This is a genomic window from Streptomyces sp. NRRL F-5135 (genome assembly GCF_000719775.1).
GTDB classification, from domain to species: domain Bacteria; phylum Actinomycetota; class Actinomycetes; order Streptomycetales; family Streptomycetaceae; genus Streptomyces; species Streptomyces hebeiensis.
Genome location: NZ_JOHR01000031.1, coordinates 1 through 24,879 on the forward strand (window position 1 = coordinate 1; position 24,879 = coordinate 24,879).

27 protein-coding genes are annotated in these 24,879 nt (G+C 67.5%); 4 read left to right on the forward strand and 23 right to left on the reverse strand.

All coding sequences use genetic code 11. From position 1 onward, the window contains the following. Nucleotides 1-223: 223 nt before the first annotated feature. Complete coding sequence (locus IG02_RS0134200) at nucleotides 224-1,243, reverse strand: tyrosine-type recombinase/integrase (RefSeq protein ID WP_030757140.1); 1,020 nt, start codon at nucleotides 1,241-1,243, stop codon at nucleotides 224-226. Nucleotides 1,244-1,590: 347 nt separating this feature from the next. Continuing rightward, nucleotides 1,591-2,316: a SpoIIE family protein phosphatase gene (locus IG02_RS0134210; RefSeq protein WP_030757144.1), complete on the reverse strand. Its 726-nt coding sequence runs from the start codon at nucleotides 2,314-2,316 to the stop codon at nucleotides 1,591-1,593. 166 nt (nucleotides 2,317-2,482) lie between these two features. On the opposite strand from IG02_RS0134210, the gene IG02_RS0134215 reads away from it, so the two are divergent. Then, nucleotides 2,483-2,686: a hypothetical protein gene (locus IG02_RS0134215; RefSeq protein WP_030757146.1), complete on the forward strand. Its 204-nt coding sequence runs from the start codon at nucleotides 2,483-2,485 to the stop codon at nucleotides 2,684-2,686. A 50-nt stretch (nucleotides 2,687-2,736) separates the two neighbouring features. Here the strand turns inward: IG02_RS0134215 and IG02_RS0134220 are convergent, their stop codons facing one another. Then, nucleotides 2,737-4,356 carry a TROVE domain-containing protein gene (locus IG02_RS0134220; protein ID WP_030757148.1) on the reverse strand — a complete coding sequence of 540 codons (1,620 nt, stop codon included), beginning with the start codon at nucleotides 4,354-4,356 and terminating at the stop codon, nucleotides 2,737-2,739. A gap of 439 nt (nucleotides 4,357-4,795) precedes the next feature. On the opposite strand from IG02_RS0134220, the gene IG02_RS0134225 reads away from it, so the two are divergent. Continuing rightward, a complete protein-coding gene (locus IG02_RS0134225) occupies nucleotides 4,796-5,434 on the forward strand; it encodes a PASTA domain-containing protein (RefSeq protein ID WP_063756890.1) in 639 nt (212 codons plus the stop codon). Then, on the forward strand, nucleotides 5,431-6,147 hold the full coding sequence (locus tag IG02_RS0134230) for a hypothetical protein (RefSeq protein ID WP_030757152.1): 717 nt from the start codon (nucleotides 5,431-5,433) through the stop codon (nucleotides 6,145-6,147). The genes IG02_RS0134225 and IG02_RS0134230 overlap by 4 nt, the downstream gene beginning before the upstream one ends. Before the next feature lie 209 nt (nucleotides 6,148-6,356). Here the strand turns inward: IG02_RS0134230 and IG02_RS0134235 are convergent, their stop codons facing one another. From IG02_RS0134235 to IG02_RS0134300, 14 genes are all read right to left on the reverse strand, one after another. Beyond that, on the reverse strand, nucleotides 6,357-6,695 hold the full coding sequence (locus IG02_RS0134235; RefSeq protein WP_234315011.1) for a hypothetical protein: 339 nt from the start codon (nucleotides 6,693-6,695) through the stop codon (nucleotides 6,357-6,359). 17 nt (nucleotides 6,696-6,712) lie between these two features. Beyond that, nucleotides 6,713-7,063: a hypothetical protein gene (locus tag IG02_RS0134240; RefSeq protein ID WP_234315012.1), complete on the reverse strand. Its 351-nt coding sequence runs from the start codon at nucleotides 7,061-7,063 to the stop codon at nucleotides 6,713-6,715. Nucleotides 7,064-7,159: 96 nt separating this feature from the next. Then, nucleotides 7,160-7,525, reverse strand: coding sequence for a hypothetical protein (locus tag IG02_RS0134245; RefSeq protein WP_030757161.1), 366 nt, complete (start codon nucleotides 7,523-7,525; stop codon nucleotides 7,160-7,162). Between the two features lie 21 nt (nucleotides 7,526-7,546). After that, a complete protein-coding gene (locus IG02_RS0134250; protein ID WP_078855053.1) occupies nucleotides 7,547-8,446 on the reverse strand; it encodes an N-acetylmuramoyl-L-alanine amidase in 900 nt (299 codons plus the stop codon). Nucleotides 8,447-8,507: 61 nt separating this feature from the next. Beyond that, a complete protein-coding gene (locus tag IG02_RS0134255) occupies nucleotides 8,508-9,113 on the reverse strand; it encodes a hypothetical protein (RefSeq protein ID WP_051766107.1) in 606 nt (201 codons plus the stop codon). 8 nt (nucleotides 9,114-9,121) lie between these two features. Next, complete coding sequence (locus IG02_RS38080; RefSeq protein ID WP_051766108.1) at nucleotides 9,122-9,850, reverse strand: hypothetical protein; 729 nt, start codon at nucleotides 9,848-9,850, stop codon at nucleotides 9,122-9,124. Beyond that, the gene (locus tag IG02_RS0134265; RefSeq protein ID WP_234315013.1) at nucleotides 9,850-10,905 is read right to left on the reverse strand and encodes a DUF5047 domain-containing protein; all 1,056 of its coding nucleotides are present in this window, start codon (nucleotides 10,903-10,905) and stop codon (nucleotides 9,850-9,852) included. Before IG02_RS0134265 ends, IG02_RS38080 begins: the two co-directional genes overlap by 1 nt. Nucleotides 10,906-10,960: 55 nt before the next feature. Then, complete coding sequence (locus tag IG02_RS0134270; protein ID WP_030757178.1) at nucleotides 10,961-13,204, reverse strand: hypothetical protein; 2,244 nt, start codon at nucleotides 13,202-13,204, stop codon at nucleotides 10,961-10,963. 4 nt (nucleotides 13,205-13,208) lie between these two features. Next, nucleotides 13,209-17,978, reverse strand: coding sequence for a transglycosylase SLT domain-containing protein (locus IG02_RS0134275; protein WP_030757181.1), 4,770 nt, complete (start codon nucleotides 17,976-17,978; stop codon nucleotides 13,209-13,211). 19 nt (nucleotides 17,979-17,997) lie between these two features. After that, a complete protein-coding gene (locus tag IG02_RS0134280; protein WP_234315014.1) occupies nucleotides 17,998-18,312 on the reverse strand; it encodes a hypothetical protein in 315 nt (104 codons plus the stop codon). A 101-nt stretch (nucleotides 18,313-18,413) separates the two neighbouring features. Further along, nucleotides 18,414-18,821: a hypothetical protein gene (locus tag IG02_RS0134285; RefSeq protein ID WP_051766110.1), complete on the reverse strand. Its 408-nt coding sequence runs from the start codon at nucleotides 18,819-18,821 to the stop codon at nucleotides 18,414-18,416. A gap of 90 nt (nucleotides 18,822-18,911) precedes the next feature. Beyond that, entirely contained in the window at nucleotides 18,912-19,499 is a 588-nt protein-coding gene (locus tag IG02_RS0134290; protein ID WP_030757202.1) for a hypothetical protein, read from the reverse strand. A gap of 69 nt (nucleotides 19,500-19,568) precedes the next feature. Then, the gene (locus tag IG02_RS0134295; RefSeq protein ID WP_030757204.1) at nucleotides 19,569-19,970 is read right to left on the reverse strand and encodes a hypothetical protein; all 402 of its coding nucleotides are present in this window, start codon (nucleotides 19,968-19,970) and stop codon (nucleotides 19,569-19,571) included. Then, on the reverse strand, nucleotides 19,970-20,278 hold the full coding sequence (locus IG02_RS0134300; protein WP_234315015.1) for an HK97 gp10 family phage protein: 309 nt from the start codon (nucleotides 20,276-20,278) through the stop codon (nucleotides 19,970-19,972). Before IG02_RS0134300 ends, IG02_RS0134295 begins: the two co-directional genes overlap by 1 nt. A 49-nt stretch (nucleotides 20,279-20,327) precedes the next feature. Between IG02_RS0134300 and IG02_RS0134305 the strand changes: the two genes are divergently transcribed. After that, on the forward strand, nucleotides 20,328-20,648 hold the full coding sequence (locus IG02_RS0134305) for a DUF4429 domain-containing protein (protein WP_030757210.1): 321 nt from the start codon (nucleotides 20,328-20,330) through the stop codon (nucleotides 20,646-20,648). Here the strand turns inward: IG02_RS0134305 and IG02_RS0134310 are convergent. The 6 genes from IG02_RS0134310 to IG02_RS0134335 all read right to left on the reverse strand — a co-directional run bounded on the left by IG02_RS0134310 (nucleotide 20,645) and on the right by IG02_RS0134335 (nucleotide 24,875). Beyond that, complete coding sequence (locus IG02_RS0134310; protein ID WP_030757213.1) at nucleotides 20,645-21,007, reverse strand: hypothetical protein; 363 nt, start codon at nucleotides 21,005-21,007, stop codon at nucleotides 20,645-20,647. The genes IG02_RS0134305 and IG02_RS0134310 overlap by 4 nt on opposite strands. Further along, nucleotides 21,007-21,423: a hypothetical protein gene (locus IG02_RS0134315; RefSeq protein WP_030757216.1), complete on the reverse strand. Its 417-nt coding sequence runs from the start codon at nucleotides 21,421-21,423 to the stop codon at nucleotides 21,007-21,009. Before IG02_RS0134315 ends, IG02_RS0134310 begins: the two co-directional genes overlap by 1 nt. A 10-nt stretch (nucleotides 21,424-21,433) precedes the next feature. Then, entirely contained in the window at nucleotides 21,434-22,390 is a 957-nt protein-coding gene (locus IG02_RS0134320; protein WP_324604768.1) for a glycosyltransferase family 4 protein, read from the reverse strand. Between the two features lie 74 nt (nucleotides 22,391-22,464). Further along, nucleotides 22,465-23,421, reverse strand: a complete 957-nt coding sequence (locus tag IG02_RS0134325; RefSeq protein ID WP_030757224.1) for a phage major capsid protein — start codon at nucleotides 23,419-23,421, stop codon at nucleotides 22,465-22,467. A gap of 21 nt (nucleotides 23,422-23,442) precedes the next feature. Further along, nucleotides 23,443-24,120, reverse strand: coding sequence for a hypothetical protein (locus tag IG02_RS38085; protein WP_051766115.1), 678 nt, complete (start codon nucleotides 24,118-24,120; stop codon nucleotides 23,443-23,445). Nucleotides 24,121-24,137: 17 nt separating this feature from the next. Continuing rightward, a complete protein-coding gene (locus IG02_RS0134335) occupies nucleotides 24,138-24,875 on the reverse strand; it encodes a hypothetical protein (RefSeq protein WP_234315016.1) in 738 nt (245 codons plus the stop codon). Nucleotides 24,876-24,879 lie beyond the last annotated feature (4 nt).

Below are 24,879 nucleotides of genomic sequence, written 5' to 3' on the forward strand. Positions count from 1 at the left end.
ACTTGCGGTCCCAGTAGGCGTTCTCCACTTCGATGCGGTCCTGGAGTTCGGCGCGGGTCAGCGTGGACAGGTCCGCGCGGGTGAGTCGCTTGAAGGCTGACACAGCTTCCTCCCTGTATTGGATAACTGTCATTATCAACCATCGAGTTGCGTGATCGCCAGAACTTCCAACGCGACGAAGGGCCCCGCCCGTCGACCGGAACGGGGCCGGCGACACGGTTCGCTATAGCCCGATGTCTTCGCTAGCTGCGTCGGTCCACTTGTCGGCTTCGCGGATGTAGCCCCAGAAGGCCGGAGAGTTCTCGGCGTGCCCGGACTGCTCGCGGATCTTCTCTTCGCGCTTCCCGGCCCGGCGCGAGGTGGTGATGAATCCAGCCCGCATCGAGTGACCCGTCAATCGGACGGAGAGCCCGGCGCGTTCGGCGTTGCGGGCGATAATCTCGCGGACGGCCTCGGGCGACAGGTGTCGTCTGTTGACGTTGCCCCAGACGTCGATGGGCAGGAACGCGGGCCCCGCGATGTAACCTGCGGCGGCGTGCCAGGTGAGCCAAGCGCGGACAGGGCACGTATCGGGGTTGCGGCCGTAGCTGACGACGACGTCGCGGGGCGGTCGACCCTTCACTGCGGGGACGTGGACTTCGAGCCCTTGGCTGACTTGGATGATGCCGTCTGAGCGGAGAGCCGCCACCTCGGCCGAGCGCCCGGCGACGCTGAAGGCCATGAGCCAAAGGGCGCGGTCGCGGAGTCCAGTGAGCCCGTCGGCGACGGCGGCGTTCATCTGCCGGAGCTGTTCGGGGGTGACGGCTGCTGCCTTGCCGCGTCCGCGCGCCTGCCGCTCGGGGTCGTGCTTCAGCGGCTTGAGGGCTTGCCGGGCGGCAACGGTGGCAGCCTTCGGCACTTCGATGCCGTGTTCGTTTCGGGCGGTGACGGTGACGCCGGTGATTCGTCGGTCGATGCTGTTGGGTGCGGCGAGTTTGATGGTGTCGAGCCAGACGACGAACCCAACGAGCGTGCCCTTGGTGACAGCGGTCAAGGGCAGTGGCTGGCCGGAGCGTTCGGCGAGCCAGCCGTGGAACTCGGCCCACAGTGCCCAGTCGTTGGCGTAGCCGCGCTTCGTGTTGTGGGGGCGGATGGCGTCGAGGTGCTTCTCGGCTGCCTCTTCCATGGCGGCGAGGACGGCGAGCGTCGCAGCGTCGTAGACGGCCGGGGCGGCGTCCGGCTGACGCGGGGCGAGGTCGGTCACGACGGCATCCTCTCGTCGCCGACCCGAGTCAGATGGTCTCCGAGCTGCTCGATGACATCGCGGTGCGCAAGGTCGCCAGAGCTGGGCTCCCGGATGCCGCGCCGACTGGAGGTGAGTCGGGCGCTGTACAGAACGGCTTCCTCGTCGAGCCAAGCCGCGACTTCGCGACAGACGGCATCGGCTACTTCCGATCGCGTCGCACCCGGACCTGCCGCCTCGGCGGCGGCGTAGACACGTCTCGTCAACTCTCCGTTGGGCATGTCTAATTGTACCGTTTTTTCGCCCCCGATACGGCATGTTATCGGGGGCACCCATGCCCATCCGCTCGGAGTCAAACCCGGGCTGCGTCAGCCCGGGGAAGCCGACCGAAGGAGCACCGCGGCGGTGGCGTCGTCCCGCTCTCCGTTGCAGCCCTCGCGGGCGGCAGCGGTCAGGGCGTCGGCGAGAGCCTGCGGATCCCGATGCGCGTGCACCAAGGCCTCCAGCTCGGCCTGGTTGACGGTGTCGTGGATGCCGTCGGTAGTGAGCAGCACCAGCGGGTCGGAGATCTCCGCTTCGCGGACGGTGGCCACGACGGCGGTGGAAAGGGCAGCCCGAACCCAGGCGTCATAATGGTGGGCCCGCTCCGGCGGGCCGTCTGGGTGTACCCGCCGGAGGAACTGGCCCATGGTCTGGTCGGTGGAGTACTGGCGGAGCCGCGTGCCGTCCCAGCCCCACGCGCGGGCGTCACCGACCCAGGCGATCCGGGTGGTGTCGTCTCCCGGGTCGGTGACGGCGACTACAGCGACGGCGTCCGGTTCGGGCTCCTCGTCGGCTCCGGGGTCGGCCACCAGTTCGCCGGCACTCAGGAGCCCGGCCAGGGCGCCGCGTCGGGCGGCGACACGGGCGACCACCTCGGCGAGCAGTGCGGACACAGAAGCCACGCGTTCGGAGTGCCCGATGCCGTCCACGACGGCGACCGCCGCGGTTTGGTCGGCCAGTGTGTGCACTGCGGCGGCATCGCCGCTGAGGCCAGCCGTACCCGGTCGGGTCGACAGGGCGACGGTGACACTGATGGGCTCGATCGCTGTCATGCCAACAGCCTACGGAGGCGACCGACGGTGCCCTCAACGTTCGGCTAACGCTTGCGGGGTTGACAGGGTGGGGCGGTGAAGGTCACCGCCCCACCGGCAGCGCATAAGGGAACGTTATGCGCTACCTGGCGCTCAGCTGTCATACCCGGCCGCTACGCTCCCCGTCATGCCTGAAGAGCAGCCGATACAGTTCACCGTCCCCATGAAGCCGTCGTTCAGAGAGGTCGCTACACCCGAGACCGCCGTCGGTAAGCCGATGCGGTGGCGGATGGACGACAGCGTGATGATGCAGGGCGTCGTGGTCGACTGGGCAGACGAACCCGACGGGAGCGTCACGCTCACAGTCGAAGCGTCCGCGCCAGAAGACTGACATGACGAAGCCCCGCCCTCCCGTAGGAAGGCGGGGCTTCTTTCTGCCAGTCAGGCGGCCTTCGACGCCCACGGCCACGCGGCATTCCGCCCGGCTTCGAGGAGCGGCACCATCCGGAAGGCGGCGTCGGTGAGCCCACCGAACGTGTGCCGCTGCCCGCGCCCGGACGGGGCGTGCCCGGCCTGGTAGCCGACGAGGTTCCAGGTGTACAGCGGAGTCGTCTGCGGGATGGACTGGTCGACTTCGACGTGGTCGTGGCCGGCCTGCTCGTCGGTGACGATGACGACGCGGTCATGACGATGGAACTCCTGGCGGAGCGCTGCTGCGGTGTCAGTGCCGCCACCAAGGAACCATCCTCCGTCGCGCCACTTCTTCACGTCGCCGAGGACTGAGCCGCCGCGGGTGAGCGGGAAAGCCTTCGTCTTTGCCCCGGGTGCGTCGTTCATGTAGTAGCTGGCGGAGGAGAAAGAGACGACGTCGGCATCGCTGCATCGCTGGCCAAGGGCAATGCCGAAGAGGGCGGCGGCGTCCCAACGCATGAGGCTGCCGTCGCGGGAGAAGGACTCGTTCATCGAGCTGGACGTGTCGACAAGGATGAGCGTTCGGCCGCCGAGTTGCGGGATGTTCGCTAGGGACGCGGTGAGCGCCTTCTCCAGAGCATGCCCCCAGCTCAGCGAAGGGGCCGCGTTGAACGCGGAGTAGAACCGCATCGGCAGCTGGCGGGACTTGGCGACCTGTTCCGGGTCGGCGAGCCTGGCCGCGACCTGGGCTGCGACGTCGTCCGAGACGCCCGCCTCGTCGAAGTTGCGGAGGTTCCGCAGCAGGGCCATGTAGCCCATGGACGGAATGAGCGCCTCCCACAATTCCGCCTTGTCGACCTTCATGCCAGCCATGGACAGAGCGGCTTCCCACGTGAGGCCGGCGGCCTGCAACTGCTCCGGGTTGAGGAGGATGTTCGGGTCCTGCTGCACGAACTCGGCGAAGGCCAGGTTGCGCGCCAGGGTCGGCAGGCTGTCGGGATCGGGTACGGTGCCGCGCTTGTGGCGCCGGTCGAGCGAGTACTGGAACAGGTCGCCCTGCCAGGGCTTCGCCGGGTCGGGGCTGGCGTGGACGAGGTTGAGGACGTCGCCGAAGCGGTAGCCCTTGGAGTCGGTGTCGTACTTGAGGAGCGACCGCTCGTTGTAGAGGCGCTGTACGGCGTCGGCGATGCCCCGCTTCACCGGCTTGGGGAGCTTGCGGCCGTACTTCGACGTCCAGTAGCCGAGCATCTCCCCCGGCTCGTCGGCCCGCTGGAGTACGGAGTCGATGGCCTGCCGAGAGTAGCCAGCCACGCCGGCTTCGAGGCGGGCCTTCGTGAACTCGGCGGCGCCGACGAGGGATGCGGTGCGCATGTTGGCGTCCGAGCGGAGCCAGCGGAGGAAGGCGGTGCACCAGTCGGGGTCGATGACGGCGACCTGGCGGATGAGCTGTGTGTACCGGTCATCGCGCTGGCCGCCCTTCTCGTAGAAGGTGTCGGTGCCGACGAAGTTGTCGACGGCGAGGAGGAACAGCTCAGACTTGGTGTCGCGGAGGTAGCCGGTGCCGCCCTGGTGGTTGGTAGTGCGCTCCCCGGTTGTGGTCACGGGCGAGTGGGCGGCGGGTCGTGCGCTGCGGTGGTTGAAGCGGGACATGAAAAACCCCTCACGTGGAGGGGAGGTCCAGCAGTGGGGGTGCCCGAGATCAAGGTCGGTGACGGGAACGTAGGTGCTCTACCGATTGAGCTACGGGGGCCGAAGCCTCCGGCGGGACTCGAACCCGCAACCGCCCCATTAACAGTGGAAGTAACCGTCGCCTGCGCACCGGGCACCCCGGTGCTGTGCCTCCCGAGATCAAAGTCGGCGTGCGGCGTGATTCACCCAAAGAAGTAGCCGCGGCCTGCGCACCGGGAGGTGCATGAAGTTGTGCGATCAGAGTACACACAGGCGGCGGCATCAGCGTTGAGTTTTCTGGCGCGCCATCAACCACCCCTCCACTCTTTGGTCACAACTCAGTCACCTCTTGACTGCACACGCAACGCTCCCCCTACATCGCTCGTTACGGTCATCGCTCACGTACCACCCAGGGGGGACCATGAAGACCCGTATCGGCATCGCCGCGCTCGCATGCGCCGCGGCCCTCACACTCGCCGGCTGCAATCCAGAACCCGCCGATAGTCGCAACCCCGCTACCGAGGCACCGCCCAAGGAGCCAGCCAGCGCTACTCCCAGCGCCACGGAGAGCCAGGAAGCAGAGCCCGCCGCCGTGCCCGACTTCGTCGGCATGGGCCTCCAGTCCGCGCAGGACACCGCACAGGCCCAGGGCTTCTACAGCCTGGAGTCGCACGACAGCACCGGGCGAGCACGTCTCCAGGCACTCGACCGGAACTGGAAGGTCTGCAGCCAGAGCGTGAAGGCCGGCAGGACCGTGCCCGTCGACACGACGCTCGACTTCGGCACGGTCAAGCTGGAGGAAGAGTGCCCGGCGGCCGACGAGAAGGAGCCCGAGGCGACGGGCGGGAAGATGCCTGATCTGGGGGGCAAATCGGTGAAGGCGGCTCGCACGGCCCTCGACCCGGGCACCTCGATCACGGTCACGGACGCGAACGGCGACCGGATGGTGCTGATGGAGAGCAACTGGCAGGTGTGCACGCAGGATCCGTCGCCCGGCAAGGCTCTCACCGGGCAGCCGGTTGAGCTGACCGCGGTCAAGTACGAGGAGAGCTGCCCGTGACCCCCCGGAGAGTTCTCCCCGTCGTCGTGCTGGCCCTCATGCTCACCGGGTGCGGCGGAGGTTCCGACAGCAGCGACGCGAAGCCGAAGACCGCAGCGACGGCGAGCGAGCCGGCTGCCGAAGAGTCGCCGACTGAGATGCCGACTGACTGTTCCAATGAGGATCTGAGTCAGGCGGAGTGGATGGAAAGCTGCTCTGGCACAGAAGGGAGCAAGGGCGGAAGTTCGCAGCCCACCACTGCGGGCCCGCTTGAACTTGGCACACCGGTACCCACGACGGGCGACGGTGGGACGGGGGTCCTGGAGATGACGCCCACGACGGTCGTGTACTCGAAGGACGGTGCCGGGAACGATCCGGACAAGGACGTGTTCGCTGTGGTTACGGTGAAGCAGCGGCCGACGACTGCCGCTCCGGCTGCGGAGGTCCCGCCGATGAGTGGCGGTGGCTGGTCGTGGATCGCGCCAGACGGGCAGTCGATCGACGAGGGCAACGGCCAGTCGTTCAACGTCGTCATGGACGACTTCGGCGCGGCCGGCCCCGTGCAGCCGGGCTCGTTCGTATGGGATGCAGCGGTCTTCGATCTCACCGCGGCGCAGGCGAAGGGCGGCACGCTCGTGTACGTCGACAGCGAGGAGACCGCCTTCCGGTGGAAGATTCCTGCCGCAGACAGTGGCCCACAGGTCGCTGAGGTGAAGGAACAGCTGAAGTTCTGACCGGGAGCGCGGCAATGCCCCCACCGCCCGCCGGATGGCGAGGGTGGGGGCATCGTCATGCGATGTTCTCGGGCGGCTGGCCTGGCTCGGGCGGCGGTTCCTCGGCCGGTACGGGCGGCGGGTCGACAACCCCCAGCTCGACCAGGCTTCCTGTGTCTGCGGCCGTCGGGTCTACCTCGGGCATTGCCGGTTCGAAAGGCATGTCGTCGTCACACTCCAGTTCGGTTGTACTCGTCCACCAGGGACGGCGGCTCGGCAGGTGTCACTCCGGCCTGCCTCATCTGCATTGACAGCTCTCCCACATAGCCCGCGAAGGCACGCACAATGGACCGGAGTCTGGTCGTCTCGGTACGCAGCTCCCGTACCTCCGACTGAAGGTCGTCGCGGATCGTCTTGAACGCTTCGAGGTCGACGCGCCGCTGCTCCGGCTCGGCCTGAGCGCGGGCCGCAGCCTGTGTGGCTTCCGCCGTAGCCGATGCGGCAGCCTTCGTGGCCCTCGCCGCGAACAGCCCGGCCAACACCATGCCGACCGTTCCGAATGCCGCCACGAGCCCAGCCCAAACGCTCACGGGCCCTTGCCTCTCCGGGCGCGCCGCGGCACTGGGGGGACCGAATGCTCGGGAACCGTGGCCGCCCACATGATGACCCCGACATGCGAGGTGAGGTACCAGATTGCGACGTAGGCGCCGCGGGAGTAGTGGCCGCTTACCACAGCGGCCGTGTAGGCGACCGCCCACACGGTGGGGGGAATGACTGCAGCAACGAATCCCCAGCGGTCGCGCCCGATCCGCAGGAATGCTGAGCCGCCAGTGATCAGGCCGGCGGCGATCCAGAGCAGCGCCCAGTGGCGGAGCGATCCCGCCATCGTCAGCAGTTCCAGCCCGTCCGGGCGGGGAGGGGCGAGGAGGAAGCTCATGCCCCAGGAAGTTTTGCCGATCCCGAGTATCAGCAGGAAGATGCCGCGGCGTCCTAGCCGGTGGTGCAGCCATTGGGCCGCACGGCACGGCATCTACTACACGTCCGTCGGCCGAGACGCCGCTGCGAGGGGACGCGTCTTGGTGGGCGCAACCTGGGCTCGGGTCAGCAGGGTCAGGGTTGCGAGAACGACGGTGTTGATCGCGCCGACGGTCTCCTGCGAGACCTCGTAGCCGAACGTGGCGACGAGGACGGCGCCAGACGCGACGACTGCGGTGAATGCCTGCGGTGCAATCGGCCGGGTCATCGCTGCAGCAATGGCGCCGAGGATGGCTGTGGCGACGCCGACAATCGCTCCGGCGGTTTCGGCGGACAGGCTGGTGACACCGAGGGCCACGATGAGGCCGAGGACGGCCGACAGGGTGTTCAGGATGACGACAGGCTCACGCCCAAAGATCTGCATGGAGGTCTCGATTCTGCGAGGTCAGGACTTGGCGAGGGTTGCGATGAGGGCGTCGAGCTTCTTCTCGATGCGAGCGAGCTGGACTCCGAGGTCGGTGGTGTCCTTCTCGATGTGGGCGAGGTAGTAGCCGGCCGCATGGTTCACCCGCTCGCCCTTGCCATCGATCTCGGTCAGGGATCCGATGGTCAGAAGGTTCGAGTGGAGTGCGTTGATCTGCTTCTCCGTGGTGGCCGTGGGCGTCTCCTTGGGCGGAGCGGTGGGCGGCGGCTTCGGAGTGGACGGAGTGCTGGCGCCCGGTGACCAGTTGGCGGGGTGCTTAAGCCGCTCGGCGACGTCTGCGCGGAGGGTGGGCATGGAGATGCCGCGAGGGTCGATCTTGTCGGAGGACCATTCCAGGTGCCCGATCACGGAGCGGGCGCCCCAGCCGTGCGCGCGGCAGATCGCGGCCTGCACGCGGACGATCGCGTCGTACTGTGCCCCGGGCCACGGGTCCTTACCGTCGCCGAGGTTCTCGCACTCCCAGCCGTAGAACCTGCTGTTGCCGTCAACGCCGTTGGTGTTGCCCTTGGTCGGCGGGGTGGGCCGGGATCCGAAGGACTCGGCCGTCACCTGCTCCAGCACGCGCGGGTCGCCACCGCCAGCGTGATTGGTGCGGCCCCAGCCGACCATGTGGACAGTTCCGTCTTTGGCGATCATTCCGTGGCAGAGCGGGCCTGGCAGGCTGCTGTAGCCGTCGCGAACGATGCCGACGGTCTTGCTCGTGCCGGAGGTGACGGTGTGGTGAACCATGCTGCCATTCACCGGCCCCCACGCACCCTTCGCGTTGCGGTTGTGGGTGCGCCAGTTGCCGACCTCGACCACCTTCACGCCCTCGGCGCGGAGAGCAGTGAGGACCGCCGCAGCGGACAAGGGTTGCGCCATGAGCCCTCCCAGGGCATGAAAAAGGCCCCAGCCTTCGGCTCGGGGCTCCGGATGTGGCTGTTCAGAGGCTGTAGGTGATGTTGTTGAGGGACACCCAGGGAGGTTGCACTCCGCTCTGGGTGACGATGGCGACGGTTCCGTCCGTGTTGAAGTCGAGCTTCACTGAGAGGGAGTCCGAAGCCACCGCCGAGCACGCCGCTGTGACCGTCCTCCGAGACGCCGGGCGGGCCCCGACCGGCAACGGAGAGTTGAGGAAGTTCCCGTTACTGACCGGGGCGCCACCGCTGTAGGTGACGTTGAGGCCGCCTTTCCACATGACGACCGCCTCGCCGAACAGGTTCACGATTCGGTACTGGGGCACTCCGTTGGAGTTGCCGTTGGCTGTGTAGCCGCTCCTCAGCGTGGGCGTAGACCACGCCTGTGTGCCCGAGGCGACCGCCACCCACGCGGTCCCGTCGTAGACCGTGAGGAGCTTCTCACTGTTCAGCCAGGCCGTCATCCCCGCGACAGGCGCGGTGAGGGCCGCGTTCCTGGCAGTGGCGGAAACGAACCGCATCACGCTCTGGCCGGCCATCAGAAGAAGCCCGTCCCCCATGATCTTCAGATCTGGGGTCTCGCCGTAGTCCAGACTGGTGAACCCCTGCCCGTACTTGTCGGTGATCGACACGATGCCTCCTAGGCGCGGCGAGTCAGGGTGAGGTACGAGTTGGCGTACAGCGTCAAGCCGACAGCGTCCGACGTGTTCTGAGACCAGTTCACCGATACGGACCCGGCGGTGGCTGAGGTCACCACCAGGCCATGCAGGAGCATCGCTCCGTTCGCCGATGACCAGCCGGCGCCGTAGGTCCGTTCGGTTGCGAGGTCTTGCGCGAGGGGGCGCAAAGTGGAGGGCTCTGCGGTCGCAGAGATTGACGGGGCATAGGTACCCCACCATCCCGTCGCCCCGCTTGGGCCAGTGATGCCGAGCTTGAGGTCCCCTGTGAGGCCGGTCGAGTTGTAGACGAGCATCCCGCTGATCTCGTAGGTAGCCGACGCCGCCACGGGTAGCACTAGGTGCGGATCCGCCGATGTAGTGGCCGTGGAAGCCCGAGTGGTGTTCGCGGTCTTGCGGGCGAAGACGCTCTGCCCGACAAGCTGGCCGCCTGACGAAGTGCGGCCGAGCGCGATCCAGTTCCCGGACCCCGCCTGGCTGATGATGATCTGATCCCCGACGGTTGGTGCCGTGTACGAGTCGAGGCAGCGGGCGACGATCGTGCCGACGGCTACCGTGCCGTCGCCCGGGGCCGCAGTGACAGTGCCGGTGCGCCAGTCCGCGCCGCGCACCTGGGGGTCGGTGGCGCCGGCAGTCCGGGAGGCTTGGATGAGGCCGGTCGCAAAGTTGGCGCCGCTCACTTCGGCGGGCATCAGGCGTCTTCCTTCCCGCCGATGGTCTCCAGCGTCGTGGAGCTGAGCCCCAGGTCGATCGAGAAGGACTGGATCTGGTGGAGCTCGCGGTCGCCGTTGCCGTAGGTGACACGGATGACGTCGCCCGGCTCAAGGCACGGGTTCGGGGCGGCCTCGATCGAAACGGTCGCCGCCGGCTTCACGGCGTCCCGTAGGAGCTTCGATGCCGCGGCCACGCACTGCCCGCTCGTTACGAGGAGCGACGACGAGTAGAAGCGGGGCACCCGGCCGAATGGTCCGGCCCAGTAGGTGGGGCTAGTCGGATCGTCGTCCTGGGCGGTCGCACTGACGGCGACGACGTTGTCCTCAGTGTTCTCGCCGGACGCGACGACGACGTTGTAGATGCCGTCCCGGGTGTAGGCACGGTTCGCAGAGATCAGGACCCCGCCTGCACCGGCATCCACAGTCCAAGCGATCGGCGCCGTGGCGATGTCTGGCAGTTCGGCGATGATGAACTGGCCGTCGGCGTCGCAGTACACCTCGGCGCCGATTGCGGTGGCACATGCCTGGACCGCTGCCCATCGGTCCCCCTGTGCGTCCCACGTGGTGGTGCCGAGCGTCGCATCCGACGCCCGGTTGACGATGACCGCGCCCGGCAAGGTCGCCTGGATGAGACCGGTGATCGCGGTGACGGCTGCGGTGCCGCCGCGGGTGCTGTACGGGGTGACGAACCGGTCGTCGACGACGATCGCTTCGAGGCCGCTGCCGCCGATGGTGATGGGCCCGTAGTCCGGGTCGCCCTCGACAGAGTCGACCCTGAATTCGCCGAGCGGCACCGACTCGATGGTGCCGTCGGCGTAGCGGATCCCCCGCAGGATCCTCAGCCGGGCGCCGTAGATAGCCAGCTGCTCCGATGGGCGCACCGGAATGAGGGAAGTGTCCGGCACCGTGACCGTGCACGTCCGACGCACGGCCTGCCCGCGGTCGACGCTGACGCTGCCGCCAGTATGCGGCAGCGTCTGGACAGTGCCGTCACCTCGATGCAGTTGCACCTCCGTGTACGGGGTGTGCGACATGGCCAGAGTCGGCAGGAACCGTGCCGAGGGTGGGCTGTACACAACCGTCCTCCCGTCACACGGTGCGCTGGTCCAGGGCCAGATCCAGAACGGTTGCGTAGCGGGCCAGCAGCGACAGGACGGTCGCGTTCTCCACTAGGACGTCCTGCACGGTCCACGTGGCCGAGCCGGCCACACCGGTCAGTGGCCGGTCCACCTCAATAAGGGGCAGTGTCCATTCCCGCCATGGCTCGGGCGCGTAGGTGGTCACGCGGGGGAAAGCGCTGTTGCCGACCGACACGTACACGTCGCTTTCGCCCATGCCGGGCGCGGCCTGCCACAGCAGCGGGCTCCCGGAGGACAGCAGCAGTCGCAGCGCCTCCCGCTCGCCGTCTATCTGAGACCACAGAACGAGCGGCCCCTCCCTCCCGGACCTCTCGCCCGAGAGGACGATCGCGGTCTGCCGACCGCGAATCCTCATCACGCTCTGCTCGATCGGCTGCTCCCAGTCCGGCGCGGACTTCACCAGCAGCCGCATGTTGAGCTGCGGCCGGGACGGATCCTTCAGCCAGCAGTAGTTCCGGTCCCCGGGATCCACGGTCACCGGGTCGGTCAGCCACCAGCTCACCAGCGTGCCAGTTGAGGCCCTCACCTGCTCGACCCGGTAGGCGACAGGGATACCGAGGGGCGCCTCGTAGTCCTCTACGGAGAACGTGTCATCCGTGACGGGCACCGAGTCCAGCAGCCCCTGGCGTCCGCGGACCAGCGACCTAGACCCGTCGGGCAAGATCCGGTAGACGGTCATCAAGTTCGCGGTGCTCAGTCCCCGCAGGACGAGCAGGATGCTGGCCGTGTCGTTTCTGCCGGTGACCTGGGTGGACGGCAAGACCTGCTGGAGGCGCACATCGTCTACCTGAATGGTGGAGGATGCTGCGGTGGCCGTGAGGATCAGGTCGATCTGTCCAGCGACCGCGCCCGCCGGCGCCGTCATGTCGACGTCGAACCAGTACCACTGCCCGTCGGAGGGCAGGGCCGCAGTAGCGCTGGTGATGGTGCCAAGGTAGGTGTCGGAGGCGTCGTACCAGCGCATAGCCAGGGCGGCTGTCCAGCCTCCCGCCACCCGCTTCAGGCCCGCTCGGGGCTTGAAGTTCAGGAGTTCCTGCACCGGGTACTTCCCGGACCGGAGTGTGCTGGCTGTGGCGGTCACGGAGGTGACGGTCAGGCTGTATGCGTTGCTGAATGCCTGGGCGCCCCAGGGCGTGGACCGGGCGATCGCCGCTGCGCCGGACGCCACCGTCCACTGGCCGATGCCCTGCTCAAAGTTGCTGTCCGAGAAGGTGACGACGTTGTCGTTCGGCTCGCTACTCAGGACGGTTGCGGTACGCGCTTTGACGACCAAGCCGTCGCCACGCACGGCCTGCCCCGCTGTTCCCGACGTGATACCGAACGCCAAAGACGCGGTCGCGGCGGTTGTCGGTGCAACGGCCGACGCGATCTGCCGGTAGGCGCCGGTGCCAGGCGCCGCCAGGATGCTGCGGCTGGCGGAGATCTGGGCGCCGCCGGCATCGTAGAAGCGGAGCTCCACCCACACGCTCGCCGTGGACGTCGGAGGGGACAGGTATCCGAATGCGACGTACTCGGTTCCGGGTGTTACGGGGGGCCGCTCGGTACAGAGAGCGGAAGCGTCGCCGTTGGCGGTGACGGTCAGGGTGACCATCTCGCCGCCGGAGTAGTACCAGTTCACCGGCCACGAGATCATCGGCGCCGTGCGGGACACGGTCCCGTTCGACTCCACGGCCCAGCCCGATGTGTCCACCTCGTACTGCTCGGCATTGAAGCTCAGCAGGTTGCCGGGCAAACGGAGCGGCCAGCCGAAGTACACGTTCTCGTAGAAGGTGTTGACGCCGGCCCCCGTAGGGCTTGACGACAGCAGCACCTGGGCGGCAGTCGCCCCGACAGGAGCAACGCCGCCGACACTGATCCGGTGCCACGTCGATGACGCGGACGCGGTCGTCAGCCCCCAGGTGATGTTGATCTCGCCGCCGCCTGCGTTGAGCCAGCGGATCCCGATCCGTTCGGGGACGCTTGCGCAGGACGCGTCGGCGAACGCCGCATATGTCGTACCCGTCACGACGGGATACGACGAGTAGGTGCGGGCCTGCATCTCCCCCGCAGCCACGCTCTTGACGACCAGGCACCCGTCGCCGCTCCGCCCTCCCGTGCCCAGGTTCAGCGTGCAGTTGGTCTTGGCGAGCCAGCCCGATGTGTTCGGGTCGATCGTCTCCGTCGTCAGCGACAGGAAATTCCCGGGGATCGCCACAGCATCACCTCCGCGGTCGAGCTCTGAGAGCGGTGAGCACCTGGGCGTTCTCCTGCCGGACCACGCCCTTGAAGGTGCCCATGAGCTCCCCCGAGTCGAGGACGAGGGTGCCTGTCATCTCCATCGGCCCATCGGCCCCGCCGCCTCGGGCGGCCATCGACGTGAGCGCGTTCGCCTGCGCCGTGGTGAACACGGGCTCCGGGCGGCCGGTTCCGTTGTTGACCAGACTGATCCCAGGGGGCAAGTAGCCGCCAGAGTCATAGCCCTTGGGCGGCAGGCTCGCGTTGGCCTGCTGAACATTGGTGATGTTGCCGTACCGGCTGACGATGTACCTGATCGAGGCGGCGACGTTCGCCACCGGGTCCAGGATGCCGCGCGACTTCAGCGCCTTCGGCACGTAGGCGTTGAACGTTGGTGGGATCGTCTGGGTTAGCCCCTGGGAAGGGATGCCGTTCTTGGCGTTGATGTCCCACAGATTGATCGCCCGGGGGTTCCAGCCCGACTCGCGGGTGATGAGGGTGTTCATGCCGGCTTGCCACTGGGCTGTCGTGCCCGGAGGCGGTACCCGGGCCGCTGCCAGCGCAGCATTGATGATCGCCAGGTGCTGGCCCTTCGGAATGGTGCCGCCGATACTCCCGAGCGCGGTGACCGATTTCTCGTCGGCCTTCTTCGCGTACCCGAAGATGCTGTCAATGATCTTCGCGGGGATGCGGCGGATCATCTTGCCGAAGCCGGTCTCTCCGCCAGGGAGCTTCTTCAGCAGCGGATCGACGAGATGCTTCACTCCGGCACGCGCCGACGATTCGATGCTGTCCTTAAGCCAAGAAGCACCCTTCTTGATCGTGTCCCAGGGCGCCGAGCCAGCGCCCGCTGCCTTCTTCCCGATCCACGAGAAGATGCCGCCGTCCTTGAACTGCTGGCCCCCAAGGGCTTCTCGGACGCCGGACACGCCTCGGGTAGAGGCAAGCCGGTTCATAGCGGCCACGAAGCCCGGGCCGACAGCGCGCGTCCACTCCGGGCGCATGATGGCCTCGCCGCCACTGAGGGCGAGGCCGCCCCCAGTTGGCGAGTAGAACTGGTGGACGTCCTTGCCCGGCGTGTAGCCCGGGAGCACGCCGCCAGTGGCCCAGCCCTTGGTCTTCATAGGGTCGATCTTCGGGGCCCCGAACGCTGTAGCGATCTTGTTCCAGGTAGGGACGATGCCCGCGTTGTACACCTTGTCGATAACGAAACGGACAGGCCGCTTCGCAATGTTCTGCACCTGAGTCCACTGCTTGTCGATGAACTCCTTCGCAGACCGGAAACTATCGCCGACCGACTTGACCCCCTTCTTGATCCAGTCAAATGCAGGACGCAAAGCCTTGTCCCACAGCCAGCGCCCCTTGTCCGCGATCCACCCGAACACCGGGCGCGCGTACTTGTCCCACAGCTCACGGAACTTGGCACCCAGCAACCGGGATCCTGCTTGGATCGCATTCCAAGCAGGCTTGATGGCGTTGTTCCAAAGCCACAACGCCCGGGAACCGATCCACCCGAAGACGGGGCGGGCGAACTTGTCCCACAGCTCCCTGACCTTCGCGCCGACTGCTCCTGTGCCGGCGCGCCAGGCATTCCAGACAGGCTTGATCTTCGACTGCCAGAGCCACACGGCCTTCTCGCCGATCCAGCCGAAGACTGGACCGAGAACGTTGCTCCACAGCCACGTCGCCCACCGGCCGACTGTCTGAAGCGCCGACCAGATGCCGGAGAAGACGGGCTTGAGCACGTTGTTCCACGCCCATAGTGCGGCCGTCTGAATGCCCGCCCAGACCGCCTGGACGAGGTTCCTGAACCATCCGAAATTCTTGTACGCGTAGACGACTGCCGCGACGAGCGCAACAATCCCAATGATGATCAGCGTGATGGGGTTCGCGTTCATCACAAGGTTGAACGCCAGCATCGCCAGCGTCCACACACGAGTTGCAATGAATGCGAGATACAGGCCCTGGATCAGCCACGGCAGCGTTTCAGCAATCGACGCAATCCCCCGCCCCAGAGCACCAAGAATCTCCAGCACCGGCCCCGACAAAGGGGCGAGTGCCTTCGACACCTGGTAGAACGCAGAGCTGATGTCACCGATCGCCCGAGCAAGGATCGGCCCCTGCCCAGACGCATACGCGAGGAAGCGTTCGAACTCAGGGCTGCCCTTGAGGCCCGTACCCCACTCGGCGAACCGGCCCGTGATCCGCTGCATCGTCGCAGAGATCGTGTCCATGTGCGGCAGAAACGCCTGCACAACACCGGCCATGCCGACGAAGACTCGGCCGAAGCTCGTTCCGAGCCCGGTAACAGCTGGCTCGACCGAGCCCGCCAAATCGGTCTTGAACGACTTCCACCATGGCGACTTGAAGCCCTGGCTCACCTTGTCCTGGAGCTTCGTGATGGCGCGGACCGCGCCCTCAACGAACGGCGTGAGGCCGGGCAGCGAGTTCTTCAGTCCGTTCAGGGCCCGGGTGAAAATCGGCATCACCTGGGGCTGCAACGACCTGGACCACTCACCGAACACGGTACGCAATTGCACGAATGCGTTAAAAGTTCCCCGCGCCGCCGGCGTCATCCCCGCCAGCGCCTTTTGATATTTCGCCTGCGCGATAGCAGCCTGATCCACTCCCCCGGCCGCCTGCTGCGACGCAGAGGCAATCTGACGCTGAGCGGACGCGATCGAATCGGCAGCCGACTGCTGAGCCGCCACCAGCGACTCCTGGGCACGGGCAACCGACCGAGCCCCGTCCTCCTGCACCTTCGAAACGTTCCGGGACGCCTCGGCAACCCGCTCCTGCGCCGCCGCGATGTCCCGCTGATTCTGGACCTGCTGCCGCGCCGCATCCTGCCGGGCCTTCGCCAGCCCCTGCTGCTGGTCGGCGACCGCCGCCTCGGCATCAGCAACCCTCTGCTGAGCCGACTTGACCAGGTCGGATCCCTCCACACCCGCCTTATCCGCGGCCTTCTTCTGATCGGAGAGACTCTTCGTCTCGGCTCGCTGCTCCTTCAGCCGCTGGACCGCCTGGTCGTACTGCAACTGGGCGCGCTGCTGCTCAATGACCGTCGCCTTCGACCCGATCGCCTGAGTGGCACGCAGCCGGCTCTGGGCCTCCTGAACGTCCAGGACCGCGTCCCGCTCCGACAACTGGGCGTTCGCAAGCCTGTCCGACAGGTCAGCGAGCTGTCGGACCGCGTCCGCACGAGCCTGGGTCAAATCCTGCTGGGCCTGCCGTGCGGTCCGCTGCGCGTCCGCCAGCGACTCCTCCGCCTGCACGACCTGCTCAGCCGCCGCCCGCTGCCTGTCTGCCGCCTGCTGAACGGCGTCCGCGAGGCTCTGCCGTGCCGCCTTGACCTGCTGAGCGGCCTGCCGATTGGCCTCCGCCGACGAGCGGACCGCATCCTCGACACCCTCTTCCGCCTGGCTGATCTGACGGGCCGCGTTCCGGTGAGCCGTCGCCAACGCCTGCTGGGCGCCCGCCATCTGCAACGCCTTCGACGCGCCCTGTCCGGTGGCCTGCGCGCCACGGATCGCCGCGGCCGAAGCCGCGTCCTGCGCGGCCTTCTGCGCCTGCAAGGCGCCAGCAATGTTCACGAACGCGGGAACCGCCACTGCGGCCAGAGCACCCACGCCCGCACCCGCGGCGACACCGGCCGCCGCGATCGACCCGATCCCCGCAGCAAGCACCGGGATCGCCGGGATAGCGGCAAGACCGGCGATGGCGACACTCAGCTGGAATACCGCCGCCATGGCGGCGGCAGTATTGACGTTCACGTTGACACGCTTGGCATCCAGTGCCGACGCGAGCGCCCCCACCGCGGCAAGTTGAGCCATAGCGTTGGCCGCGTCGACGCGGACGTCGACATCGGCATCGCTCGCGGACAGGCGTTCCAGGCGTGCCTGGATTTCCGTGATGCGCGCCATCGCTGTGGCCGCGTCGATGTCGATGCCGACACGCTGGTCCCGCAGGGCCGTCAGTTGGCCACGCAGCGACGCGATCTCTGCCTGCGCCGGGGAAGTGTCCGCACCGATGTTGATGTTGGGTAGGGATGCCTCGGCCTGCTGTACGGCCGCACGGAGCCGCTGCCCGAACGTGCCGTCTGTCTCCAGACGAATATGTCCGGGGCGGGCGGAGATCCGGTCAATCTCCTCGCGTACCGCCGCGAGCTGCGCCATTGCTGTGGCCGTGTCCGCCCGGACTGTGACATCGGGGTGCGCGGCGCCGAGCCGACGGAGCTGCTCCTCGATGTCGGTGATCTCGGTGCGGGCTGCCGCAGCGTCGATGTCGACGCCGATGCGCTTACCAGACAGGGTCTCCATGCGGACGCGGAGGGCCTGGAGATCAGCGTCGGCCTCGGATGTGTTGGCGTCGATCTGGATTTTCGGCAGGGAGCGGAACGCGGCTTCGAGGCGCGTCTTCATCGCCCGCGCGAACGCCCCGCCGGCATCCGAGCCTTGGCGGGTGGCGGCGGGGCGCGCCTGCTGCCCGCCCTGGGTGATGCCGTCCCGGAGCGAATCCCGGATCTGGGCCGTGATCCGGGCGGCGATCTGCGAGCCGATCTGCTGCCCGATCCGTGTGCCGATCGCATCCGACACGGCCCCCGACATTGCGGGCCCGAACGCCCGGCCCGCCGAACGGCCCGCATCCTCGCCAGCCCTGGTTGCCGCCGGTACGAGCCCGGAGCGGAGCCGCTGGTAGATGCCCTGGGTGTTGGGGATGACGTCGACCTCGACCGAGCCCACAGAGATCGCCACGGGAGCCTCCTCCCGCGCGTCAGGCCGCGCCCCCGTTGATCAGCTCGAACAGACGCTGGCTGGCCGCCGCGGACATCGACTCGCGTTTCTTCGTCCGGATCACACCCGGCCGGCGCATCGGCTCCGGCGGCCGGGGCTTCGGCCCCTTACCGTCGTGATTGACCTTCGCTAGGACATACGTCAGATACCGGATCGCGTCATTGTTGCTTGCCAGGAGCTGTTCGAGCTGAGACCAGCGGCCCCTCTCCGGCTCGCCCTGCTCCGCCTGCGCCTCAAGCTCCTCCGGCGACAGTTCGTTCCGTAGCGCGGTCATCGTCGCCGACTCGGGTGGCAAGCCCTGGATGAGGACCCGAAGCCGCCGGGGCGTCATCTCGCCGCGCCAGTAGGCGTCTATCTGGTCGGCGTCGCGCGGATACCAGTGCGCGAGATCAGCCTCTACCGCCTCCGCGTGGGCTTCGACGAGCCCGTGGGTCCACCGGATTTTCCCAGCGATTCACCGGAGGACGCGCCAGCGTCCTCCATGAAGGCGTTCATGTCCTCGTTCGTCGGGTCGATGTCGAGGTACAGCTGGTAGGAGTCGGGGGCGAGAATGTCCTGCATGAAGTCGTCCATCTCGCCAGCCCGGAGCTTGCGCATGGTGGACTGGCGCCAGGCGCCCGACGGGACGATGTCGACGTCATGCCCGGCCAGCACGGCGGGTACGTAGTGGCCTTCGGCTTCGGCCTCTTGAGCCTCGGCCGCGCCGACTTCCTCGTCGTCGCGGACGGCGGGCGCCAGATCGCGCGGTGCGCGGGCGGGCCGCGCGGTGGTCTTGCGGGTGGATGTGCGGCTGTTCGCTGCCATGGGCGCGGGCCTCCTCAATCAGGGCGCAGGCAAGGAAAGGTGAAGGATGGGCGAGCCGGCCCGCGCCAACGTGCGGCCCGCCCACCCAGCTCAGGAGCCCGTGTAAGCGGGCGTCGCCGGCAGCTTGTCGACGTGGTAGACCGTGTTGCCTGCCTCGTCCGGGTAGGTGGTGATCGTCCACTCGTAGCCGGACATCTCGTCCTGCTTGAAGGACACGTCGGAGCGGTCGTTGATCTCGCCCTGGGGGACGTAAAAGCCCCGGAAAGATTCGCCGTCGACGACGAGGAACCAGAACGCGCGGCGGTCCGGGACGGGGCTCGCGGTCTCAGCGAACGTGGTGATCCCGTCGACGTCCGGCTCCAGCGCCGCGGCATCGAGACGGTACTGGAGTGACTGGACGGCGACCCGGGAGGTCTCCCACACCGTCAGCCCGAACGTCCGCACGCTCTTGGTGATCTGTGTGCGGAACGGGGAGGTGAGCCCCCACGGCGTGAACTCCTGCGAGTCCTCGTCGAAGCCGTAAGTCAGGCCATCGTCGGAGATCGCGCCGAGCGGCTCCCACGGGGCAACGGGCTGCGACAGAGGCGACGCGAGAGCGGGAGTCCCGACGGGCGATACCCAGCCCCCGCCGTTCGCTCCGACGACCGTCAGGTCCGCAGCGCGGGTGATGTTGACCATGATGTCTCCAGACATGCGAAAGCCCGCGCACGGGCAGGATTGAAGGGGTCCGGCGCGGGCCCAGGCCGGTCAGGAGACCGGATGGCTGTAGATCTGATAAGTGGCCCCGACGCGGCGGAGTCCGGTGTTCTCGTAGGGGCGAACAGCAGGGGGTGGCTGGGAGGTGATCCGTCCGTACACGGCACGACCCGTTGCCGACCCAGCCAGCTCGGTCAGCAGCCAGCCTCTGATCTCGCCTGCGAGTGCGATCGCCTCACCGCGGGTCGCCGCGTACACGTCGATATCCACGAGCGCCCGGTCGACCCGGAAGCCGTCGTCGGAGCCGGCCCGGATGCGCTGAACCTGCACGGTCGGGAGTTCGTCGAGCAGGTGATTATCGACCTCGTCCCGCACCACGACGGACGGACCAGCCTTCGCCTGGAGCCAGCCGATCAAGTCCAGTTCGATGTCGACCGATCCGACGGCGGCCATCAGTCACCACCCGCTGCGGCAGCCCGCACCAGCACGTGGTGCGCGCGGACGCGCTCTGTGCCGTACTCCACGAACCGGGCATAGTAGGCGGTGTTTGTGACCGTCGCTGTCGCACGGTCCTTCCGACGTCCACCCCGGGCTGTTGTCGTCACCACGAAGGACGACTTGTAGTGCCCCGGATGCGGATCCGAAGGTCCGCCCACCGGAGCGATGCTCACCGCCGCGTCGGCGATCCGCTCGGCGCGATACAGCATGTCCGCCTGGATCATCCTCGACTTCAGAAGCTGCCCGACACCCTTCTTGGACATCTTGAACCTGGCAGGCATCATGACCACCTCTACTCACTAGGGGGCAGGCATGGACGTCAAGGGCGTCATGGGAAGCATCCATTTCGACGGCGAATGGATCACCATCGTCAAGAAGGAAGTCGGCCAGCAGCAGCGCGAGTTCCGCATACGTGCCGCCGACGTCACCGGCACCCGGCTCAAGCCCGGAACCCGCCTGTTCCACGGCTACGTCCAGTTCGTACTGCCCGGCAGTGCGCCGGCCGACGAGTCCAAGAGCCTCCTTACGGGAGGTCGTCCACCGCAGTCCGACCCGCACAGCCTGTCTATTCGCCGCAGCGCCAACGACGCGGCAGCCGAGTTGGTCGCCGCCGTAGAGCAGGCCCGCGGCTAGCCAGTGACCCGATCCGCCGCGACCTGCACCGGGCCTCGGGTGCCGGTGAACGGACTACGGCCCCAGTCGCCGGGCTCACCCGTGATCTCGCAGACCTCGCCGCGGATACGAGCCTTATCAGTGGTGCGCACCTGCGTTCCAGGCGGTGCGTACACGGTGTAGCCGACAATGACCGTGTCCCGCCCCTGCTGCTCAGGTCCGCCCACCTGCAGAGTCTGGGCTCGCGGGGTGACCACACACCCGTACACGTCGAACGATTCGTCCGGTCCTGGCAACGGCTGCCCGCGCGGATCACGCCCCGGCGACAGGCCGGTACGCAGGATCCGCACCGTCTCCCCGAACGGGTACGGGACAGGCATCAGGGATACCCCCAGCCTGGTTCGTAGTCCTCGAAGACCCCATAGTCCGCGTCGATCGGCCAGGTAGGTGACGGGTCAGCCGTCACCGGAGTCGGGTCCACGGTGAACGCGCCGCCACGGCCAGCAAGAGACTTGAGCGCAGACTTGTCGGCCTTGGTGAGGTACAGACCGCCCGAGCCGGACGGCCGCTGCACCGACATGGGGCCGATCGTCTCGTAGGACACCTGCTGCGGGTTCACATACGCCCGGCCGGCGACCGACAGGACGACAGCCTCCGCGCCCTCCGGCAGCGGCTTGACGACCGTCTGGCACAGCGCAGTCGCCGTCTGGATCAGCAGGTCAGCGCGGTCGCCCTGGATCTCATCCAGCCCCAGGTACAGGCCAAGCTGTTCGGCAGTCGGAGGAACGAATGCCACGGTCGCCTCCTCAGACCAGGGACTCCACAGCACCGCACCAGGCGGCCAGGTCGACGGCCGGGTCCAGTTCCGCAGACCGGGCCTTGGCCCGCCTCGCCGCCAGCCGGTACTCGGCGGCCGTAAACAGCTTCCGCAGAACCGCCTCGTAGCCGTCGACGTCATTGCGGTCCACGAAGATCCCCGCCTCGCCAAGGGACTCGCACAGGCCCGGGGTTGGATGGGCCACGACAGGAATACCGCTCGCGAGCGCTTCACAGCCGGCCCGTCCCCACGACTCATACGAAGACGGCATCAGCAGCACCCGCGTGCGGGCATACACCTGCTCCCGCATGTCCTCCCCGCGCACGTGCTCGACAACCTCGACGTTGGGCAGGTCGGGCAAGATCTGCACCCCATAGGCGCCCTTCACCGCAAGGAACTGCTGCTTGGGCATCCGCTCGGCCAACGCCTTCAAGACGTGGCCGCCCTTCTCCGAATTGCAGTTGATCAGCGTGATGGCCTTGCCGGGCTTCGTCGCATACTCAGCGGCGAACACCGGAGGCCGCACGATCAGTCTGACAGCCGGACGAACAGACTTGGGGTACTCGGCGAAGAAGAGCTCCGCCTCCCGCTCCATCCAGAGTGAGTTGTACACCGCCAGCGCGGTACCGCCCGCAGCCACATCCCGGAACGTCGGCCGATGCGTGTTGTGGCAGACAACCACCAGTGGCTTGCCGTAGCCGCGGGCTAGCGAAGCCGTCGACGGAACCGTCTCCAGATGCGCCACCAGCACATCCGCCCGTCGCACTGCCAACGAAAAGTCGAGCCTCGACTCCAATGGGATGACCTTGATGCCGCGATACACGTACTCCTGGTGGGCCTTCCCGTATCGGGACAGCCACACCGACACGTCGTGCCCGCGCTCCACCAACGGACGCAGCATCGACACCAGCATGTGCTCGGCACCCGCATTGTGCTCCGGGGGCATCGCATGCACGCGAGCCACGATTCGCAGGGGCTTGGCTGCCCCGCCCGGCGCGGAAGCCGGGACAGCCCTCCCCATCAGGAACCGCTCGGGGTGCCGGTGAACTTCACGAACGCGTCCACGTCGCCCAGGACGAAGCCGTAGTAGGCCTCGGCGAGGATCAGGACGAGGTTCTCCTGGAACGCGGAGTGGACGCCGCCCTCCTCGTCGACGTAAGTGGCCTCGTTGGACACCCGAATGGTGATGTCCATTCCCACGCCATAAGCCGCCTGGGACCAGTCGCCGCCGATCGCACGCAGACCCGTGTCCACCGAGGTGGACTGACGGCGCTGCTTGCCCGACACGCTCCGTGAATAGGCGAGCGGCTCACCGATCAGAGTGCCCGCCGCGGCCATGTTCGTGCCCGGCGTCTGCGTGTCCACCAGGATCGGCCGGCCCGTCGTGTCCGTCGCCAGCAGCAGAGACGGCTTCAGCCGGTGGTCTGCGACGGTTCCGGTGTAGTCCCAGTCGGAGTCGACGACCTCGGCCATACCGTTGACGAAGTCCGCCCAGATACCACCCTGGGCCTGCGTCGCCGTACCCAGCTCCACCGAGTTGGAGGTGGCCGCCAGGTACTCGGTGAAGGGGCCGGTGGCGCCCTTCATCGTCTTGCCGTGGATCGTCGCGTGGTCGAAGGCCCGCGCGAACGCCGTCGGCAGATCCTTCTCCAGCTGGTCGTAGAGGCCGCCTGTGTTCGTCTTCGCGACTTCCATGGCAACCGGGATCAGCACGGCGACCTTCTTGGCCTGCATCTGCTTGACGTCGATGCCGCCGGTCGACAGGGGCTTCTTTGCGGCCTGGCCGACCCAGTCAGCGACCGGGACGTCCATCGGAATCGGCACGGATGTGGTGGCGTCCAGGGCCAGCGGCGCCGGACGGGCCAGTTGCATGACCGCGCTGGCCTCCACCGACTTCTCGAAAATCGGAGCCGTGATCGTGCGTGGCAGCAGTTCGGAGGGAACACTGCTCGTGGTGATAGGGGCGGTAGCCGCCATGATTCCTTCTCTCAGCGGCCACTAAAGCCGCGGCTTGAACCACGCGGCGAACTCGTCGCGTGGGCTGGGGGCCTGCTTTTTGTTGGCGCCGGACGCCTGAGTGCGATCCGGTGCGGGACGCCGCGGGCCCTCCTGGGGCTGGGTCTTCGCCCAGTGCGGCTTGCGCTCCAAGAGCGCGTCGAGGTCCGCCTTGATGGCCGCCTCGTCGATGTCGCCGTCAGAGTCGATGTACGAGTCGAGATCCAGCGCGCCGACCGCGTCTTCCGGGTCCGCGAACCCGGTCATCGCCAGCGCCTGCACCTGTGTGCGCACCAGCCGCTGACGCGTCTTGGTGATCTGCTCCTGCGCCTGCGTCAGCTGGTCGTTGAGCCGCTCGGACTCCGTCTTCTCGGAGTCCTTGATGCGCTGCAGCTCGGCGAGGAGCGGCTCGGCCTTCTTGAGCCGGTCGCGAAGGTTCCTGGCCTCGCTGTTCTTCTTGCGGAGCTCCGCCTCGAACTTGGCTCGGTCGAACGTCTTGTCCTCGGCTCCGGTATCCGCCTCCCGGGCGTCATCCGTAGCCTCGGTGCCGCCCTGCTCCGTGGCCGCCGTCTCCTCGACGGTCCCCTCGGTGCCGGACTCCTGCTGCTCGCTGGTCTGCTCGGTCTCTTCGGGCATGACGAATCGGCCCTCCAGGGGCTGGGAAATGAGAAAGATCGCCACCAGGGCGACCTCGTTGATCAGATGGATTTGGGGAGAGGGTTCGAGTCGTGCTCAGTCAGTGCCTGCCGGAACAGGCGGAGCTGGTCTCCCGGATGGCCTTGGGCATACTCGCGGTAGATCGCATCCCAGCGGGCGGCATGCGGCGACAGCTCGAACCGTTGACCGCGGAAGACGGGGACGATCCCGCAATGGCAGTTGTTGTGGAACTTCACCACCGACGCGTCGCCGGAGAACCGGTCGTTGGCATCCCGGCCCGCGGTCCCAGCCGTCCGGTACACCGAACCCCTGCTGGCCATGAGCTTGCAGAAGAAGCAAGCCCCCAGAGCCGCCGCACGGGCATAGGCGACCGCCTGCGGGTCGGTGTCCACACCCTGCCGGACAGTGGCCCGCCCCTGGTTGGCGACGAGTCGCTGCATGGCGCCATTCGCCTTGACCATCGCTGCGTCCAGACGGGCATCGAGTGGCTCCAACTGAACGGCTGTGGCGTCTGCTTCGTCTCGCGGCCACAGATCCTTCGTGGCCCAGCGCAGCGAGTTCGACGTCTGCTCGGCAGGCGGAGCGTCCGCAAGCGGCACCGTGAACGTGCCGGCCACGCCGGCAGCTTCACGCTCCCCGTCATAGAAGTCGGCAGCCAGAGTGGCCGCGACCTCCGAGTAGCGGGTCACGAGGGTCGTCACCGCCTCGATCCACGTCGGCACCGTGGCCTGAAGCCGTGACGGATCGATGAGCCGGCGGAGCCCGCGCAGATCCCGCAACAGG

Excerpts from the sequence above, each read along its gene's own strand:
- IG02_RS0134215 (WP_030757146.1), top strand. The coding sequence starts at position 2,483 with ATGCCTGAAGAGCAGCCGATACAGTTCACCGTCCCCATGAAGCCGTCG.
- IG02_RS0134285 (WP_051766110.1), bottom strand. The coding sequence starts at position 18,821 with ATGGCAGCGAACAGCCGCACATCCACCCGCAAGACCACCGCGCGGCCC.
- IG02_RS0134265 (WP_234315013.1), bottom strand. The coding sequence starts at position 10,905 with ATGTCGCACACCCCGTACACGGAGGTGCAACTGCATCGAGGTGACGGC.
- IG02_RS0134300 (WP_234315015.1), bottom strand. The coding sequence starts at position 20,278 with ATGTCCAAGAAGGGTGTCGGGCAGCTTCTGAAGTCGAGGATGATCCAG.
- IG02_RS0134310 (WP_030757213.1), bottom strand. The coding sequence starts at position 21,007 with ATGCCTGTCCCGTACCCGTTCGGGGAGACGGTGCGGATCCTGCGTACC.
- IG02_RS0134240 (WP_234315012.1), bottom strand. The coding sequence starts at position 7,063 with ATGAGCTTCCTCCTCGCCCCTCCCCGCCCGGACGGGCTGGAACTGCTG.
- IG02_RS0134210 (WP_030757144.1), bottom strand. The coding sequence starts at position 2,316 with ATGACAGCGATCGAGCCCATCAGTGTCACCGTCGCCCTGTCGACCCGA.
- IG02_RS0134325 (WP_030757224.1), bottom strand. The coding sequence starts at position 23,421 with ATGGCGGCTACCGCCCCTATCACCACGAGCAGTGTTCCCTCCGAACTG.
- IG02_RS0134320 (WP_324604768.1), bottom strand. The coding sequence starts at position 22,390 with ATGCCCCCGGAGCACAATGCGGGTGCCGAGCACATGCTGGTGTCGATG.
- IG02_RS0134295 (WP_030757204.1), bottom strand. The coding sequence starts at position 19,970 with ATGGCCGCCGTCGGATCGGTCGACATCGAACTGGACTTGATCGGCTGG.
- IG02_RS0134225 (WP_063756890.1), top strand. The coding sequence starts at position 4,796 with ATGAAGACCCGTATCGGCATCGCCGCGCTCGCATGCGCCGCGGCCCTC.
- IG02_RS0134245 (WP_030757161.1), bottom strand. The coding sequence starts at position 7,525 with ATGCAGATCTTTGGGCGTGAGCCTGTCGTCATCCTGAACACCCTGTCG.
- IG02_RS0134305 (WP_030757210.1), top strand. The coding sequence starts at position 20,328 with ATGGACGTCAAGGGCGTCATGGGAAGCATCCATTTCGACGGCGAATGG.
- IG02_RS0134250 (WP_078855053.1), bottom strand. The coding sequence starts at position 8,446 with ATGGCGCAACCCTTGTCCGCTGCGGCGGTCCTCACTGCTCTCCGCGCC.
- IG02_RS0134290 (WP_030757202.1), bottom strand. The coding sequence starts at position 19,499 with ATGGTCAACATCACCCGCGCTGCGGACCTGACGGTCGTCGGAGCGAAC.
- IG02_RS0134220 (WP_030757148.1), bottom strand. The coding sequence starts at position 4,356 with ATGTCCCGCTTCAACCACCGCAGCGCACGACCCGCCGCCCACTCGCCC.
- IG02_RS38080 (WP_051766108.1), bottom strand. The coding sequence starts at position 9,850 with ATGCCCGCCGAAGTGAGCGGCGCCAACTTTGCGACCGGCCTCATCCAA.